Consider the following 17,020-nt stretch of genomic DNA (forward strand, 5'->3'; position numbering starts at 1 on the left):
TATGAAAAAATAAGTTACGCTTTTAATTGTCGCACAAATTCACGAATTTGCAAGAGACCGGCCGATTTTGTCTCTTCCTGGCTTAAAAGCGGGAGTGTTTCTTCGATTTTGCGGACAATCGCACTGCCGACCACGACTCCGTCACACTTTTTGGAAAAATTGTCGACCTGCTCCCGGGAAGAGATCCCGAACCCGATCGCTATCGGCACCTCGGTGGATCGCTTAACCGTATCAAGGAATGAATCAATACCCTCGAAAAATTGCGAACGGGTTCCGGTAACGCCCAGCGAAGAGACGCAATAGATAAAACCGGCGGCTTGCGAAGTAATTCGCTGGATCCGGTCATTGGAGGTCGGGGCGACGAGCGGAATCAGATGAATGTTATACTGTCTCGACAGCTCCAGCACCTGCCCGTTCTCTTCCAGCGGCAGATCCGGGATAATGATGCCGCTCACGTCGTTCTCGCGCAGCAATTCGAAAAATCTTTCCAGCCCAAGCTGCAGCACCGGATTGTAGTAGGTGAAAATAATAAACGGCAGCTTGCTGCCTCGGTCGCGGCATTGCCGTGCAATGCGAATGCAGTCGACAATTGTGACCCGGTGCTGCAGCGCTCTCAGCGAGGAACGCTGAATCACCGGCCCGTCCGCCAACGGGTCTGAATAGGGGACACCCAGCTCGACCATATCGGCTCCCGCTTTTTCCAGCTCGAGAATAATGTCCACCGAAGTGGCCAAGTCCGGATCGCCAACGGATATGAACGGCATGAGGGCAGTTTGTCCCTGTTCCTTAAGTGACGCGAAACGTTCGTCGATAAGATTCATTGTCCATCCCCTCCCAAGTACTTCATGATCGACTCCACATCTTTATCGCCCCGGCCGGAGAGGCTGACAATAATCGTTTGATCAGGGGACATCGTCGGAGCTATTTTTACCGCCTGGGCTACTGCATGGGCGCTTTCCAGGGCGGGAATAATTCCTTCCTTGCGGCTGAGCAATTGCAGGGCATCCAATGCCTCCCGGTCCGTGATCGGCACGTATTCCGCCCGGCCGCTGTCCTTCAAGTAGGCATGCTCCGGTCCGATTCCCGGATAATCCAGTCCGGCGGAAATCGAATGAGCGGGCTGCACCTGGCCATATTCATCCTGAAGAACGAAGCTCAGCGAGCCCTGGAAGACCCCCGGCGTACCTTTGGTCATCGTGGCCGCATGCTCATCGGTATCGATCCCGGCCCCTGCCGCCTCAACTCCCATCAAGCGAACCTCCGAATCCTGTACGAAAGGATAGAACATCCCCATCGCATTGCTTCCGCCGCCTACACAGGCGATGACCAAATCCGGAAGCCTTCCTTCCGTTTCCAATATCTGTTCCCTGGATTCATCGCCAATAATTCGCTGAAAATCGCGCACCATCTTCGGATACGGATGAGGGCCCGTGACGCTGCCCAGCACATAATACGTATCCTCTACATTTGCCGCCCAATAACGAAGTGTTTCGTTGCAGGCATCCTTCAACGTTCTCGAACCGGAAGTGACCGGAACGACCTCTGTGCCGAGCAATTTCATCCGGAAAACATTCAGCTGCTGGCGCTTGGTATCTTCCTCGCCCATGAACACCTTGCATTCCAGCCCGAGAAGTGCGGCAATGGTCGCCGTAGCCACCCCGTGCTGACCGGCTCCCGTTTCGGCAATGATTTTCTTCTTCCCCATTCGCTTCGCCAGAACGGCCTGTCCGATCGTATTGTTGATTTTATGTGCGCCGGTATGATTCAAATCCTCGCGCTTCAAATAGATTTTGGCTCCGCCCAGATGCCCGGTTAACCTTTCCGCAAAGTACAGCGGTGTAGGTCTGCCCGAGTACTGTTTAAGCAAATATCGGACCTCGCTTAAAAATTCGGGATCCTTCATGTAATGTGTAAAAGCTTCTTCCAGCTCCAGCAGTGCGTTCATTAATGTTTCGGGAACATAGCGTCCTCCGAATTTGCCATACCGGCCATATTGATCCGGGACCTGAGTCATCGGCTTTTCACCCTTTCCACAAACTGTTTGATTTTAGCTATATCCTTCTGTCCTTCCGTCTCCACCCCGCTGGAAACATCCACTCCGTCAGGTTGGTATGCAGTGATCAGTCCGCTCACATTATCGGGGGTTAAGCCTCCCGCAACGATCAATTTCATTCCTGCGGCCCGGGTCAGCTCCAAATAGTCGGGAATGACCTTCCAGTTGAAGGTTTTCCCGCTGCCTCCGCCATGTACAGGATCATATGTGTCCAATAATATGGCATCCGCCGAGCCGGCGAAGGGCAATACGAGATCTGCGGGAGAAGCGGTCTGCGACATGGAAATCGAGACGGCTTTGAACAATCCTCTCCCGAATCTCTCCTTCACTTGATGGCAATATTCGGGGGATTCCCGTCCATGGAGCTGTATAACATCCAACGGAACGATCTTCAGTATCTCTTCAAGCTCTTCCGGTTCAGGATTGACGAAGACTCCAACGGATGCGGGAGCCGGCCTTCCCTGTTCCCGCTCCCTCACCAATTCCCCGGTCATCTCTGCGGCCTGGCGGCCGGTCACTCTTCTCTTGCTCGGGGCAAAAACAAAACCGATATACTCTATCGGCAAGGAAAGAATCGAGCGGACCGCTTCGACCGTCTGCAATCCGCAAATTTTAACCGCTGGGCGGATCATCTCGCCACCTCTTCGGTGCCGGGCTCTCCCATCAACTGTTTCACGGCCCATCCGATATTATGCTGCCTCATAAAATGCTCGCCCACCAAAACGGCATGAGCGCCGGATGCCAGCAAATAACGGATCTCCTCAGGGCGGGATATGCCGCTTTCGCTGACGATTGTCGCTTCCTGCGGAATGTGGCGAATCAGCGACTCGGTCGCCGCCAGATCGGTAACGAAGGTCTTCAAATTGCGATTATTGATTCCAATCAAGGAAGTATCCAGCTCCAAGACCAGCTCCAGCTCTTCCCGGTCATGCACTTCCACCAGCGCATCCAATCCCAGGTCGCTGCTTATTTGCAGCATCTCCTTCATCTCTTCCGCTGTCAGAATGGCAGCTATCAGAAGGACCGCATCCGCACCGATCAGACGGGCCTCGTAAATTTGGCGGTAATCGATCGTGAAATCCTTGCGCAGGATAGGAAGCCGGACCGCCTCTCTAATCTCCTGCAAATAACGGTTGCTCCCTTGAAAATACTCTACATCCGTCAGAACGGACAAGCAGTCCGCCCCGGCCTCTTCATACGTCCGAGCTATATTAACAGGATGGAAATCTTCCCGGATCAGTCCCTTGGAAGGGGATGCCTTCTTCACTTCCGCAATCAAACCCATGGGACGGTTACGGCCTCTGGCAAGCTTCTCCCCAAAGCCTAAACAAGCGGGCAGTTCCGCTATTTGTCTCTCCGCTTCGGTAAGGGAGAATCGCTCCTTCAGCGCCGCGACTTCCATTCGTTTCGTCTCAACGATTCGATCAAGATACATGGCTCAATTCTCCTGTGCAATGAATTAATTCGTCCAGCTTGCGGCTGGCCCGGCGCGAATCGATAACCTCCGCTGCCAATTGTACACCATCCCGCAGGGAGGAACAACGCCCGGCCACATAGAAGCACGCTCCCGCGTTGGCCAGCACAATGTCCCGGTACGCTCCTTGACGACCATCCAGAATCGAATGGATAATCTGCGCATTCGTCTCCGCATCTCCTCCGGACACTTCTTGCAGCGGATAGGTCCGAAGCCCGAGCTCTTCCGGAGAAATCGTATAAGTCCGAACCTCTCCTTCCAATAACTCCGTTACCTGGGTCGGAGCGGAAATGCTGATTTCATCCAATCCGTCGTAGCTCGCAACGACAAGTCCGCGCTTAAGCTGCAGTGCGTTCAATACATGTGCGAGCAGCTCGGTCTTGGAGCGGTCGAAGACACCGAGCAGCTGACGGTCGGCCCCCGCCGGGTTCGTGAGCGGCCCCAGAAGATTGAACACCGTTCTGACCCCGAGCTCTCGTCTCGGCCCCGCTGCATGCTTCATAGAAGGATGAAAATCCTGCGCAAACATGAAGCATATTCCGATCCGATTCAAGCAGTCGGCGGCCTGTACGCTGTTCAACTGTATGTTTACGCCGAGCTTCTCCAGCACATCCGCGCTTCCGCTGCGACTGGACATAGCCCGGTTGCCGTGCTTCGCCACCCGAATTCCGCCTGCGGCAGCGACGATCGCCGATGCCGTGGAAATATTGAACGTATTGGCGCCGTCTCCCCCCGTTCCGCAAGTATCGAGCAGATCGAATTGCTCCGTACGTACCCGGTTGGCCTTGCTGCGCATGGATTCCGCAAATCCGGTAATTTCATCGATCGTTTCGCCTTTCATCCGCATGGCGGTCATCAAGCTGCCGATCTGCGCGGAAGTGGCTTCCCCATCCATAATAGCCGACATGACCTCACTGGCTTCGGCCCGCTCCAGATGCTGGCCCGAAATGACTTTGGCTATCGCTTTCTTAATCTTTGCTTGATTATCCATCAACTCAATCCCCCCGCCTAATCGGATTATAAATTACTTCCGGAAGCATTCCCGGCATAATAATAGTCTTGGTTGGCCGCTGTTTCCCCGCCTCCGCCGCCGAACATCTCCTCCGCCATACGGATAGATTTCAGCAGCGCTGTAGCTTTATTCACCGTTTCCACATATTCGTTCTCCGGCACCGAATCTCCGACGATGCCCGCTCCGGCCTGCACATAAGCCTTGCCGTTCTTGAACACGATCGTCCGTATCGTAATGCAGGTATCCATGTTGCCGGCAAAGCCGAGGTAGCCGATGGCCCCTGCATACGTTCCCCTGGCCTCATTCTCCAGCTCGGCGATAATTTCCATCGCCCTTATCTTGGGAGATCCGGACACGGTTCCGGCGGGAAGGCAGGAGATGAAGGCATCGAAGAAATCTTTATCCCGGCGCAGCTTACCGGTGACATTCGAAACGATATGCATGACATGGGAGTAGCGCTCCACTTCCATGAAGGAGTCGCATTTCACCGACCCGAACTCCGAGACCCGGCCCAAATCGTTGCGTCCGAGATCAACGAGCATCAGGTGCTCCGCTCGCTCCTTCTCGTCGGCCAGCAGCTCCTTCTCCAGCGCCTGGTCCTCCTCTGGAGTAGCTCCCCTCGGCCTCGTTCCGGCGATCGGGCGCGTCTCCACCTTGTCTTCCTCCACCCGGACCAGCAATTCCGGAGAGGCACCGACGATGATCTCATCCTCCATTTTCAGATAATACATATAAGGGGACGGATTGACAGTTCGCAGAACCCGGTATACCTGCAAGGGGGAAACGTCCGTTTCGATTTCAAACCGTTGGGACAGAACTACCTGAAAAATATCTCCCGCACGAATGTAATCTTTGGCCTTCTCCACATTGTCCATGAACTCCGCTTTAGTCACATTGGATCGAATCTCTCCCAGCTCGACCTCCCGGACATTTACGTTCCGGGATGCCGGCAGTGAAGGAGACGGCCTCTGCAGTTTGCGGACGGTCTCGTCGATCTTGAGGCATGTCTTTCGATAGGCCTCCGCAATGTCGGACTCCGATGCTTGAGGAGGAATATGCACGTTCGCAATCACTTTGATTTGCTGCTTGAAATGGTCGAAGGCTATAACCTGATCGCAGAACATGAACTGAATATCGTTCATCTGTAAATCGTCCCGCCGATGTGCCGGAAGCTTCTCGTAATACTGAAGCAGATCGTAGCCGAAAAATCCGATCGCCCCTCCCGTGAAACGGGGCATATCCTCGAAATAAGGACTGGAAAAGGAGGATAAGCATTCTTTCAAAACTTCCAGCGGCTTCTCCCTTAAAATCTCAGTCTCTTGGCCCTTGGTCACCCGGACCTTGCCGTTTTTCGCCTTTACGGTCATGAACGGATCGGTTCCAATGAAAGAATATCTGGCCCATTTGACCCCTCCCTCCACACTTTCAAGCAAGAAGGCATTCGGTTCGTTGACAAAATGCTGAAATAACCGGATGGGGGTTTCCACATCGGCCAACAGGCTGCGCGCGATGGGTATCAGGTTGAATTGCTCGGCCAGACGGGTAACTTCTTTCAATTCCGGACTATACATTCTCGATCTCTCCTCCGTTCATGTGTTAGGAACGACTCTGACGCCCAGTCATGCCACTTCGTACAAAGCTTGGACTTCTTACCGCTGTAATCTTTAGACAAAATAAAAACAGCCTTCTACTCACCGTAGAGGCTGTCAATGTACAATTTAAGCAAATGGAAGCGAACAAAGAATAGCAAACAAACATAATGAATCCAACGACTCATTATAGATGCGCGGCTCATTCTTGCTCTCTACTCAACTCTTCTCAGCTCAAACTGTTCTCAACTAGTCTCTACTCAATCTCTTCTAAGGTCTTTCTCAAAACTGGTTATCTCTCAATATACAGGAGAGCCGCTTGACTCGTCAACCCTTATTTTTTCCCGACAATATCCGGACGAAGCGCTTTGGCTCCGTTCAGGAACACGTGCCTGATTTCATCCTGCCGCTTGGTAGTGTTGACATGCACCATTAGACGGATACACATCGGTAAGCTGGGCTGTACCGGTATTTCAAGGCAGCACATCAAAGGAACGAGCTCCCAGCCCGGCATTTGGCGGATCGCTTTGGCCGGAAATGTAGCGGTCAGATCATGAGTCGTCGTGACCAGAATGCTGCCTATATCCTCGGGATGCACATCATTCTCGGCAATGAGCTCGTTCATCAGCTCCGCCGTAGCCTGCAAAATTTCTTCTTCGTCGTTATTGTTTACGGTTGTCGCACCGCGAATTCCCCTAACCCACATCATCGTTTTATTCCTCCCGTTTCAATTGTTCCACTGTTTCCCTTACCCATTCGACCGAAATCTGGTGATTGATTTCGACCTTGCCTATCGCGGTAGGAATGATAAAGACCATCTTACCTTCTTTAAATTTCTTGTCATGCATCATGGCAGACATGATCTGTTCCGTGTCCATATGCTCCGGCAGTCTGACCGGCAGTCCGAATCGCGATAAAATCTCCTTGGTCTCGCGGTAGATCGATTCCGGATGGCCCAGCTTCATAGCCAGTCTGGCGGCCCCTACCATTCCTATCGATATGGCTTCGCCATGAAGAAGCTCATTATAGCCCGCCACGGCCTCCAGCGCATGCCCGATCGTATGCCCCAGGTTAAGGATAGCCCGCAAGCCGTTCTCCTTCTCATCCTGTGACACAACAGCCGCTTTGACCTTACAGCCGGTATAGAGTGCCGTCGCCAAAGCTTCCGGTTCGAGCGCCAGCAGACGATCGGCATGATCGCGACACCAATCTACGAACGCGGCATCCCAGATTAGGCCGTGCTTGATCACTTCCGAGAAGCCTGCACGAACCTCCCGATCCGGCAGCGTATTCAACGTTGACGTATCGTACAGGACGAATTCCGGCTGGTGGAAAGCTCCGATGACGTTCTTGGCCAGCTTGTGATTGACGGCCACCTTGCCGCCGACACTGCTGTCGTGAGCCAGAATCGTTGTCGGTATCTGGACAAAGCGGATTCCGCGCATATAGCTTGCGGCCGCGAACCCGGCGAGGTCGCCGACAACTCCGCCCCCTAATGCGACGATACAGGAGCTGCGGTCCAGTCCCGCTTGTAAAGCATCGGTTACGATATCCTCCAAAATGGCCAACGATTTGGATGTTTCTCCCGAGGGAACGATTTTGGTTACTACATCAAATCCTCCAGCGCGCAAACCGTTCGCTACCGAATCCAGATGCCTGGCGGCAACATGCTCATCCGTAACGATCATAAGCGGCGAAGCCTTGCGGATTCCGTGCTTCTCAAAAAATCCGGAAATTCCGGATATCATTCCTTCACCAATATATATCGGATACGACCGTTCCCCTAAATCGACGATCAGCTCTTTCATAGCTGCCCCTCCTTGTCTCCCATGCTGTGCGCTCTTGCGCTTTAGCGCTTTTATGTGCTAATTATAGTACAGGGCACCCGCTTTGACAAGAAAAGTTCGTTTAGATCCAACGAACCTAAAATCATAGGAAAAGCCTGCTCCGATAGATTACCATTCCCTTGATTCTTTGCGGTCCGTCCGTTTCATTTGCAGTGCGACTGTCGGACATACCACCGACCCAACATCCTTCCGCGAAAAAAATAGCACGCCGGAATGACATATGGTCACCGGGCGTGCTGGTTAGCTGATCGCAAGTTTAAGACGTTCAACTGTTCATCGACTGCCTTGGGACGGGACGGGGCCGTTCTCCTCCGTGAGGAGCGCCAACCATTCCCATAATTTCCAAGGAATCGATCCCCAATATTTGAGCACATTCTTGTATCGTTATAAACCCTCTTTGATAGGCTTCGATAACTTTCCTTTTATCCAAGCGGATACCCTCCTTATCGTTCTGCCGTGGCAGAAACGGCTTTGTAAGCAAAGCGGACGCTTCCGGGAAAGCTGTTCTGATGCAAACATAGGCTGGATTCTTCACAAAACCTATAGACTTAAGAAGATTGGGCCCATACCTTCCGGAAACCAGGCCCGGAGCCGTCATAAGAACTCTGCACCGTGCCTGTCAGGAGCCTTTGCTCACAGTATTGGAGAGATTGGAAAAAATTATACTTAGAATCTTACAGTTTTTTTCGATAGAAGAAAGTGTCGGCCGGCTCCAACCCGAATTTGCCCGGTGAGAAAATTTGCTCCGTGCTGCCTACGAACAGGATGCCCCCTGGTTTGAGCGCATCCGAAAACTTCCGGTAAAGAAGCTGCTTCGCTTCCTCCGTGAAGTAAATCATGACATTTCGGCAAATAATCAAATCGAAATCGGGCTCAAACCGGTCTTCCAGCAGATTATGCCGGCGAAATTCCACAGTCCGAAACCGGTCCCTGATCAACCGGTAGCCCCCATTCTCCTTGACAAAATATTTATCCAGCAATGGAGCCGGAACCTCCTGTACCGATCGTTCAGAGTAGAAGCCCTCCCTGGCCTTGGCCAGCACTCCCTCATCCAGATCGGTAGCCAGAAGCGAAGCCGACGCCAAAGCATTATGCTCGCTCAGGATCATGGCAAGCGTATAAGGCTCTTCGCCGGTAGAGCAAGCGGCGCTCCAGCATTTCAAGCGTCCTCCCTGCTTAATCATCTCAGGCAAAAATTTGTGCTGTAAAGCGTCCCACCGGTTCGGATTGCGAAAAAATTCCGATACATTAATCGTCATTCGATCGAGGAATTCGTTCAGAAGCCCCTTATCCGAAGACATCGCCGCATACAGCTCCCGGAAGGTCGCAAAGCCCTTCTTCATCCGAAAGGTGGTCAGCCTGCGTTTCATTTGAGCTTCTTTATACTGCGTCAAGTCTATCGCAGTCAAGCTTTTCACGTTTTCCATAAAGAGCGTAAAGTCTTTGTCCTCCAAGTCCGGCTCCTCTCCCATGGCCTGATGATTACTGATAAACCCTAGCTTATATCCATTTATTCAATACTTTATCGTAGCCGGCGATTTCCTCAGGCTTAAAGAAATTGTTGATTTCCCGTTCCGCACTTTCCGGCGAATCGGATCCGTGAATCAGATTCATTCCGGTATGGACGGCGAAATCTCCGCGAATGGTTCCCGGCTGCGCATCCAGAGTATTGGTCTTGCCCATCATGAGACGGGAAAGGGCGATGACCTGATCTCCCTGCCACACCATAGCAAATACGGGTCCCGAAGTAATGAAGCTTACCAGGTCCTCGTAAAACGGCTTGCCCTTGTGCTCCGCATAGTGATATTCGGCCTGCTCACGGGAAATGACCATCAGCTTGCCGGCCACCAGTTGAAATCCTTTCTGCTCAAAGCGCTTAACGATCTCCCCGATCAATCCGCGTTGGACCCCATCAGGCTTTACCATCAAAAATGTTTTTTCCATTTCCATCACTCCTGTTTTGTATTATCAATCATTCAGTAAGAACGATTCCCAACAAAATGAGCTACTCTGATCAGATCTTTCTTGGCTTGAATTTCGGGAAGCGGGCCAAGCGCCTGTATCGCTCGGTCAATATATCGGGACGCAAGCTCCTCCGCTTGGCGGACTCCTTCGCTTCCCCGCACTATATCGAGGAAGCGGCTGACATCGGTCTGGCCTTCCGCGGCGCGGATCCGGTTCAATTCTTCGAGAAGAGGTGCGCGGAGCTTGTCCTCCCTGAGAGCACACAGAATGGGCAAGGTAATGTTGCCCTGCTTGACATCGCTGCCCGGCGGTTTGCCCAGCTCCTTCTCGGTCCCGGTAATGTCCAGCAAATCATCCCGGATCTGGAACGCCATCCCTACGTTGTATCCGTACAGATACAATCGGTTGGAGATCGTCTCCGGAACCCCTGAGGCGATCGCCCCAAGCTGACAGCTAATCGCAATCAGCAAAGCCGTCTTTCTCTTGATCCTCAGCAAATAATTGCGGAGCGTTTGACCAGTATGGAAGAAATAACGAATCTGCTCCATCTCTCCGATACAAAGTTCGACGATGGCCTTGGACATGATTTGATGGATAGTGGGGTTCGACAATTGAGTCGCTACCCCTATCGCTTTGGCAAATATATAATCCCCCGTATACATCGCTATCCGATTATCCCATTTGGATTTCACGGTCAGCTGACCTCTGCGGGTATCGGCATCGTCGATCACATCGTCGTGAACGAGACTTGCCATATGAATAAGCTCCATTGGAATGGCTATGTATTTCAATTTATCCAAATCGTAATCCCCGAACTGCCCGGCCAGCAATACAAACACAGGCCGCAGACGCTTGCCTCCCGCCTTCAACAGGTGGCTGGACGTCTCCCGCAGCTCGGGATGATCGGAATGAACGCTTTTTAACAGTTCTTTCTCGAGATAGTTTAAATCCTTCTTGATTCTGGCGTAAATATCAATTATTTTCATTCGTTCACCTGTATGACGGAATTATCGTGCCAGATTTTCAGCGATACGGGCTCCTCCAGCAGTCCAAGCTCCCAACCGTATTGGTAGTACAGCCGGAGGCCTTCCCATTGAGCGGGGCCGAAGTCGTAGGTTAGCTGCTGGAAATACTGCTTCCAGTACAATTCGCTTCCGCCGATCGACGACTGGGCATCGCGGATCATCTCTTCCGGGCGGGCCATTCCCTGCTCCTTACTCCAGCAGAACGCCTCATAAATGCGCCGGACCACTTCCGGTCGTTCTCGCAGCGCCTGTTCCCGAATCGCCCAAACGGCGAAGGTCATTGATTTCCCCGTCCAGTGATTCCACAGCTGACCAAGATCAGTGACCTGGTAACCCGATCGGCTCCAACTGGCCCGAATGGCATCGTCTCCGATCAGCAATGCCGCATCGGACTCTTTCATCATATCATCTAACGATGGAGAAGCATAGAAATAGGTCGGCCGGCCCCCATAATATTTCGAAATAATGATTTTCAGCAGATTGACGGAGCTTGCCGAAGTCGTGGGCAGCGCGATCGTTCCATGGACAATCTCCTCCAATGGCCGACGATGAAACAGCAGAATCGAATTGACTCTGCCGAAAGCGCTCACGGACAGATCGGGAAATAACACACAGTCTTTAAAGTATTGCCCATAAGCGAAGGAAGAAATCGGTCCCATATCGATCTTACCTTCTGCCAGTGCTTTATTCAAGCTCGTCGGCACCTGCAGAAGCTGCTCGGCCTCTTCTTGAAACTGCTCCATCGGAAAATAATAAAAGATCGGCCAAACATTCGTATAATTAATTCTGCCTATCCGAATTTTCTTTGTTTTGTTTTCCATTGCCTTCTCCCCATCTTATATACAGATCGTGTTCTATCTCCATGGAGTCCAAAACTTTGCCCACCATAAAATCGACCACTTCATCCAAAGATGAAGGCTTCTGGTAAAATCCCGGCATGGCCGGAATGATCCGGATCCCCATTCTCGCAAGAGTCAGCATATTTTCCAAGTGTATGGCGTGCAGCGGAGTTTCGCGGGGAACGAGAATCAGCTTCCTGCCTTCCTTCATCATGACATCGGCCGCTCTCTCCAGCAAATTATCGGATGAACCCCGGGCAATCCCCGACAAGGTTCCCATGGAGCACGGGATGACAACCATGCCTTTCGTCAGGAACGTTCCGCTGGCTACACTTGCTCCAATATCCTGTATGGGATGATAGATCAGTTCCCCCGGCAAATCTTTAAAGTGCTCCTTCAGCGTGTCCCTCCTGCGCGGAGAAGCGCTCCAATCCAATTCATCATGCAGCACCCGCCATCCGGCATCCGTAATGATCAGATGAACCGTCTCTCCCCTTGCCAGCAGCTCCTCGCATAGACGGACTCCATAAATGACGCCACTGGCACCTGTCATTCCAACAATCCATTTCTCCCTGGCCATCTTACATCACCACCAGATCGATTAAAGTAAAGACGAATACAACGACGCTCAATACGCCGTTCATCGTGAAGAAAGCAGTATTTAAACGGGACAAATCTTTCGGGGAGACAATCCAATGCTCATAGAAAAGAATTAAATAAGAAATAATGAGACCGGCGAAATACCACCAGCTTAAGTCGGTAATGAAAAACAATGCGCTTAGTCCGATCGCGGTGATGACATGGAACGCTTTAGCTATCCACAGGGCCTTAGCTACTCCAAAACGGCTGGGAATAGAATGCAATCCTTCCTCCCGGTCGAAATCCGTATCTTGGCAAGCATAGATGACATCGAACCCGGCTGTCCAGAAAGCAATCGCAATATAAAAAATAAACGCTGTCCAGGTAATCTCACCGGTGACCGCAACCCACCCGCCCAATGGGGCAAGGGCAATCGTCAATCCCAGGATAATGTGGCAGCTCCAGGTAAATCGTTTCGTATACGAGTAGAAAACAAGAAAAAAGACCGCTATGGGCAGCAGTTTCATCGCAAGCGCATTGAGTTGAGAGGCGGCAATAAATAGCAGGACAAAGGACACCACAATAAAAATATAAACTTCCTTCGACGTCAATAACCCCGCCGGTATGGCCCTTCCTGCGGTACGCGGATTCTTCTTGTCAATCGCTCTGTCGATCAGCCGGTTAAGGCCCATGGCGGCGCTTCTCGCCCCAACCATGGCCAAGGTAACCCATCCGATTTGCGCCCAGCTCGGAAATTCCCCGAACATAACAAAGGCTCCCAGCAGCGATCCCATATAAGCGAAGGGCAAGGCGAACAGCGTATGTTCGAACTTAATCATTTCAAGAAAAACTTTTACTTTATTCAACATTAAGGTTTCACCTGCGATTATTGGGTTTATCCCCTATATGTAAGGCAGCTATGCCTCCGGTTAAAGGATAGGTTTGGACGTTCTCCAGTCCTATTTCCTCAAAGATGGCCGCCAGCTGTTTATAGTCTGGAAAATGAACCAGGGATTCTGGAAGCCATTTGTACTGCTCATGCTTTCCGGCGATTAATTTCCCGAGAAGCGGTAGGATATTCTGAAAGTAAAAATAATAAATGCCCTTGAACGGCTGCCAAGTCGGCTTGGACAGCTCCAGTGAAACCACCTTGCCGCCGGGCTTCACCACCCGCTGCATTTCCCGGATGACCTGCTTGAAATCGGGGACATTCCGCAAAGCGAAGCCGATCGTGGCATAGTCAAAGGTGTTATCGTCAAATGGCAGCTCCATAGCGTTTCCTTGAACGAGCGAAATCTGCTTGTCCAAACCGAGCTTCTCTACCTTGGCCGCCCCGTAATCCAGCATATTGCGGCTAAAGTCCAGCCCGACAATCTCTCCGGTTCCGCTGGCTTGAGCCAGACTGATCGTCCAGTCACAGGTTCCGCAGCAGAGATCAATGGCGCTGTCTCCGGCTTGCACGTTCAGCTTGCGCATCGTAAATTTGCGCCAAAGCTTATGTTGGTTAAAGCTGAGAATGCTGTTCATCATATCGTACTTCGGCGCTATGCTTTCAAAAACGGAATGAACAAATTCTTCCTTCGATTTCACTCTGCCTCACCTCATCTTTCTTCCAACAATTGCGGCATGCCGACAAACCTGTAGTAGGTTTCCTGCAGCCGGAAGAGCTCTTCGGTTAAATTCGACGGCTCCAGCTTCCGGATGATTTCTTTCAGATGCTCCAATTGTTCGTCCAGCATCTGGGAGAGCTTGCCGGCGATATTATACTTCTGCAGCATAGAACGGATCAGTCCTCCGTCGGTTTTGTCCGAGGAAAGATAAGAACGCTCCTCCTTGGTTCCAAACTGCAGCAAATGCCAAAAGCCCCAACTGTTGCGAAATTGGTGCAGCGAATCCGCTCGGAACATTTCTTTCACAAGCACCTCGCACTTTGTAAAGCCGGTTAATATTTCGGGCCAAACCTTCAGATATCCGTCCGAGATCATCTTGTTGAAGGACAGGAACAACTGTGTCTTGATATTGACGGATTGCTGCAAATATTCCTCCGCCGTCAGCTTCAGCTGCTTCATCTGCAAATAGAAATTCATCTTCATGCGGTTAACCTCACAGATGGATAGAGACAGCTGCTTAATAATATCAATTTGTCCGGCCTGAGACAGAAGATTGTAAAATCTCGAACTGAAATAAGCGCCTGCCAGCACCTTTAGTTGGCGTGAACGCGCTTCGTTCTGTTCTTTAAGCTCATTCGATTCCGGAACCTGGTCATGCGTATCCAGACCAACCTGAACGAGAGATGTCACTAGTGCAAATAAATTTCGGTTTTCTTCCTGAATTCCTTTGGCATTTAAAAAGGCTAGCAGCAGTCTTGTCCGGGCTTCCGGAAAGTCAGGCAGGGAAGTATGACTCTGGATCATATCATACTCCATGTACGGCTTCGCCATTTCTTGAATTCGAGATTTCGTCATACGCCGCCTCCGAACATACCAAGTGCATGATAAATACAACATATAATTATAGCATAACCTGACAGAGATCGTACAATCAACCGTCCGGCCAATTATTACGAAAAAGTGAACGAAGGAAAACCGGACGGGGCAGGCGTGCAGCCGCTGTTCTAACGAGCCTGACGACGCCCGCAGGCGATCCTTACTTACGTTATGGGCTGTCAATTTACTTTTATCAGAATGGCCCGTCAGTAGGCGTATACATCCTTCCATTTCTGCGTATAGGTGATACGGTATCGGGATTGCAAATATTGCCGGACATCCTGGCCGCTCAGCTCCTTCAGCGCTTCTTGTCCCTGAACCCTCTCCTTGCGCGCATCCATCGAGACAAGCAGCAGGCCGTTTCGTTCGCGGCTAACGCTGGAGGCTTCCATCACCCGTACTAGCACCTGATCTACATTGGTATGGTTTTGCAACCCGAATTTCGACAATTCGTAAAGATCATGATACACACGGCTGGCTGTCGATCCGGCGGGAGCTCCCAGATCGATCGACAAGATCGAGTTATTCCAATCTACCCGGCGGATGTTAAGCTGTAGAGGAAGCATGGTCATTTTATCTACCAGATTCTCATCGCTCAAGCGCGTTGAATGATTTTCCTTGAACACCGCCAGCTCGTTATCATTCATCAAATTGAACCTCTCCCACTGAGGCAGAGTGCTGAGAAACAATGCTATAGCGGCAGTAATCAGACAAACCGACAGAATGGCGGCTGGCCATTTCATTTGAAGAGACCTCCCTTTACCCGCATAAGGATTTTCAGGCGAATTACCTTGTCTTCATAAATGATTGCCTACCACCATTGTACAATGAAAAAAAGCAGGCTATGCCTGCTAACTGCATTTAATCGTCCGTCTCCATGACTCCGAACTTCGTCATGATCGTTGCCTTGCCCCTCACTTTAACCGCCGATGTATGCTCGGTAAACTGGGCGATCATAACCTCACCCTTGTCCAGCTTCTCCGTGTGGTGGAACCGGGTGTCGTTCCCTCTCGTCAACCCGATAACATGCACTCCATTATCCTTGGCCTTAATAATAAAAAAGTCACCTTGATTATTCAAGATCGGCATCCTCCCAAACATGAAGAATCTCTTCTGTTTCCTAATGATGCTAAAAAAACAGGACAATGTCAACCGGGGAAGTGAATCTTCGACTTCCAATCGATCAGCTCAATCTAGTTAGAGGCATTGCATCAAAAAGAAGCGAAGTGCAGGACATGCTGTTTTCAAAAATAGCGATCAATAAAGCAAAACCACTCTCCCCTGTGTACAAAGTACACTGAAGAAAGTGGTTATGGAACATAAAATCGGAGTAACAGGATTTGAACCTGCGACCTCACCCACCCCAAGGGTGCGCGCTACCAGGCTGCGCTATACCCCGATGCATAAGCTGCAAAAATTAGTATATCGCCTCCCAACCGGTAAGTCAAGACCTTATTCCTTATTTGTTGTATTCTTCCTGTCGGGCGGCTTCCACTGCCGCAGTGCCCAATGATTCGAAACAAGGATAAACGGCTATCGTCCTTTGGGCAGGCGTGTTTAACGATGAAATGTAAAAAAAGCTCCTAACGGAGCCATCTCGAAGATGATTAACCCGGTATTAGAGGAAGCTTTTTATGCCAATTAGAAAGTTTGTTCCATTTTAATGCTTAATGAACTTAAACTTTCTAATGTGGTAAGAACAGATATAAGGTGAAATTTATACTTTTATAAGTTGAAAAAACCGTGCGCGACAAGGCGGCACGGTTTATGAAATCGGATATGTAAACAGGAGATTATTGAATTCCATCTCTCAGAGCTTTCCCTGGTTTAAACGCAGGTACTTTGCTGGCTGCGATATCGATTTCTTCACCCGTTTGCGGATTCCGTCCTTTACGCGCGGAACGCTCACGAACTTCAAAGTTTCCAAAACCTACCAATTGGACTTTATCACCGCTTTTCAGAGCTTCGGAAATAGCATCGAATACGGCTTCAACAGCCTTAGTAGCGTCTTTCTTGGACAGCTCCGACGTTTCAGCCACTTTAGCAATCAATTCGGATTTATTCATAGTCTTTCACCTCCTCCAACGATAATTAAATGTCCTTACTCCATGTGTTAACGGATTACTCGCAAAATATACGTATTTACAAGGA

Annotated in this window: 20 protein-coding genes and 1 tRNA gene; all 21 read right to left on the reverse strand. The window is 50.8% G+C overall.

All coding sequences use genetic code 11. The features are described from left to right. Positions 1–14: 14 nt before the first annotated feature. Positions 15–821, reverse strand: coding sequence for a tryptophan synthase subunit alpha (trpA, locus tag ACTHRH_RS04215; RefSeq protein ID WP_150959817.1), 807 nt, complete (start codon positions 819–821; stop codon positions 15–17). Then, positions 818–2,014, reverse strand: a complete 1,197-nt coding sequence (gene trpB, locus ACTHRH_RS04220) for a tryptophan synthase subunit beta (protein ID WP_150959816.1) — start codon at positions 2,012–2,014, stop codon at positions 818–820. The genes trpA and trpB overlap by 4 nt, the downstream gene beginning before the upstream one ends. Continuing rightward, the gene (locus ACTHRH_RS04225; RefSeq protein ID WP_440414265.1) at positions 2,011–2,685 is read right to left on the reverse strand and encodes a phosphoribosylanthranilate isomerase; all 675 of its coding nucleotides are present in this window, start codon (positions 2,683–2,685) and stop codon (positions 2,011–2,013) included. The genes trpB and ACTHRH_RS04225 overlap by 4 nt, the downstream gene beginning before the upstream one ends. Next, positions 2,682–3,488 (reverse strand): indole-3-glycerol phosphate synthase TrpC, encoded by an 807-nt coding sequence (gene trpC / locus ACTHRH_RS04230; protein ID WP_440414267.1) that lies wholly within the window; start codon positions 3,486–3,488, stop codon positions 2,682–2,684. The genes ACTHRH_RS04225 and trpC overlap by 4 nt, the downstream gene beginning before the upstream one ends. After that, positions 3,478–4,518 carry an anthranilate phosphoribosyltransferase gene (gene trpD, locus ACTHRH_RS04235; RefSeq protein ID WP_144933311.1) on the reverse strand — a complete coding sequence of 347 codons (1,041 nt, stop codon included), beginning with the start codon at positions 4,516–4,518 and terminating at the stop codon, positions 3,478–3,480. The genes trpC and trpD overlap by 11 nt, the downstream gene beginning before the upstream one ends. Before the next feature lie 26 nt (positions 4,519–4,544). Then, positions 4,545–6,110, reverse strand: coding sequence for an anthranilate synthase component I (gene trpE, locus ACTHRH_RS04240; RefSeq protein WP_144933312.1), 1,566 nt, complete (start codon positions 6,108–6,110; stop codon positions 4,545–4,547). Between the two features lie 352 nt (positions 6,111–6,462). After that, on the reverse strand, positions 6,463–6,834 hold the full coding sequence (gene aroH / locus ACTHRH_RS04245) for a chorismate mutase (protein ID WP_144933394.1): 372 nt from the start codon (positions 6,832–6,834) through the stop codon (positions 6,463–6,465). Between the two features lie 7 nt (positions 6,835–6,841). Then, on the reverse strand, positions 6,842–7,936 hold the full coding sequence (aroB, locus tag ACTHRH_RS04250) for a 3-dehydroquinate synthase (protein ID WP_150959812.1): 1,095 nt from the start codon (positions 7,934–7,936) through the stop codon (positions 6,842–6,844). Positions 7,937–8,240: 304 nt separating this feature from the next. Further along, positions 8,241–8,405 (reverse strand): hypothetical protein, encoded by a 165-nt coding sequence (locus ACTHRH_RS04255; RefSeq protein WP_191964341.1) that lies wholly within the window; start codon positions 8,403–8,405, stop codon positions 8,241–8,243. 244 nt (positions 8,406–8,649) lie between these two features. Next, a complete protein-coding gene (locus ACTHRH_RS04260) occupies positions 8,650–9,429 on the reverse strand; it encodes a CheR family methyltransferase (protein ID WP_440414270.1) in 780 nt (259 codons plus the stop codon). 46 nt (positions 9,430–9,475) lie between these two features. Then, a complete protein-coding gene (ndk, locus tag ACTHRH_RS04265; RefSeq protein WP_144933315.1) occupies positions 9,476–9,919 on the reverse strand; it encodes a nucleoside-diphosphate kinase in 444 nt (147 codons plus the stop codon). 32 nt (positions 9,920–9,951) lie between these two features. After that, entirely contained in the window at positions 9,952–10,926 is a 975-nt protein-coding gene (locus ACTHRH_RS04270) for a polyprenyl synthetase family protein (RefSeq protein WP_144933316.1), read from the reverse strand. Beyond that, entirely contained in the window at positions 10,923–11,786 is an 864-nt protein-coding gene (locus ACTHRH_RS04275) for a menaquinone biosynthetic enzyme MqnA/MqnD family protein (protein WP_379285581.1), read from the reverse strand. The genes ACTHRH_RS04270 and ACTHRH_RS04275 overlap by 4 nt, the downstream gene beginning before the upstream one ends. Next, positions 11,746–12,384, reverse strand: coding sequence for a UbiX family flavin prenyltransferase (locus tag ACTHRH_RS04280; protein WP_144933318.1), 639 nt, complete (start codon positions 12,382–12,384; stop codon positions 11,746–11,748). The genes ACTHRH_RS04275 and ACTHRH_RS04280 overlap by 41 nt, the downstream gene beginning before the upstream one ends. A 1-nt stretch (position 12,385) precedes the next feature. Further along, positions 12,386–13,252, reverse strand: coding sequence for a UbiA-like polyprenyltransferase (locus ACTHRH_RS04285; protein WP_150959809.1), 867 nt, complete (start codon positions 13,250–13,252; stop codon positions 12,386–12,388). Between the two features lie 7 nt (positions 13,253–13,259). After that, a complete protein-coding gene (locus tag ACTHRH_RS04290; RefSeq protein ID WP_150959808.1) occupies positions 13,260–13,973 on the reverse strand; it encodes a demethylmenaquinone methyltransferase in 714 nt (237 codons plus the stop codon). Positions 13,974–13,984: 11 nt separating this feature from the next. Beyond that, on the reverse strand, positions 13,985–14,848 hold the full coding sequence (locus ACTHRH_RS04295; RefSeq protein ID WP_144933321.1) for a heptaprenyl diphosphate synthase component 1: 864 nt from the start codon (positions 14,846–14,848) through the stop codon (positions 13,985–13,987). Positions 14,849–15,075: 227 nt separating this feature from the next. Further along, positions 15,076–15,612 (reverse strand): hypothetical protein, encoded by a 537-nt coding sequence (locus tag ACTHRH_RS04300; protein ID WP_144933322.1) that lies wholly within the window; start codon positions 15,610–15,612, stop codon positions 15,076–15,078. Positions 15,613–15,730: 118 nt separating this feature from the next. Then, entirely contained in the window at positions 15,731–15,958 is a 228-nt protein-coding gene (gene mtrB, locus ACTHRH_RS04305; RefSeq protein ID WP_186328195.1) for a trp RNA-binding attenuation protein MtrB, read from the reverse strand. 236 nt (positions 15,959–16,194) lie between these two features. Then, positions 16,195–16,268 (reverse strand) — tRNA-Pro (locus ACTHRH_RS04310). A gap of 394 nt (positions 16,269–16,662) precedes the next feature. Next, entirely contained in the window at positions 16,663–16,935 is a 273-nt protein-coding gene (locus tag ACTHRH_RS04315) for an HU family DNA-binding protein (protein ID WP_144933323.1), read from the reverse strand. Between the last annotated feature and the right edge of the window lie 85 nt (positions 16,936–17,020).

This window comes from Paenibacillus sp. SAFN-117 (genome assembly GCF_051966115.1).
GTDB classification, from domain to species: domain Bacteria; phylum Bacillota; class Bacilli; order Paenibacillales; family NBRC-103111; genus Paenibacillus_L; species Paenibacillus_L residui.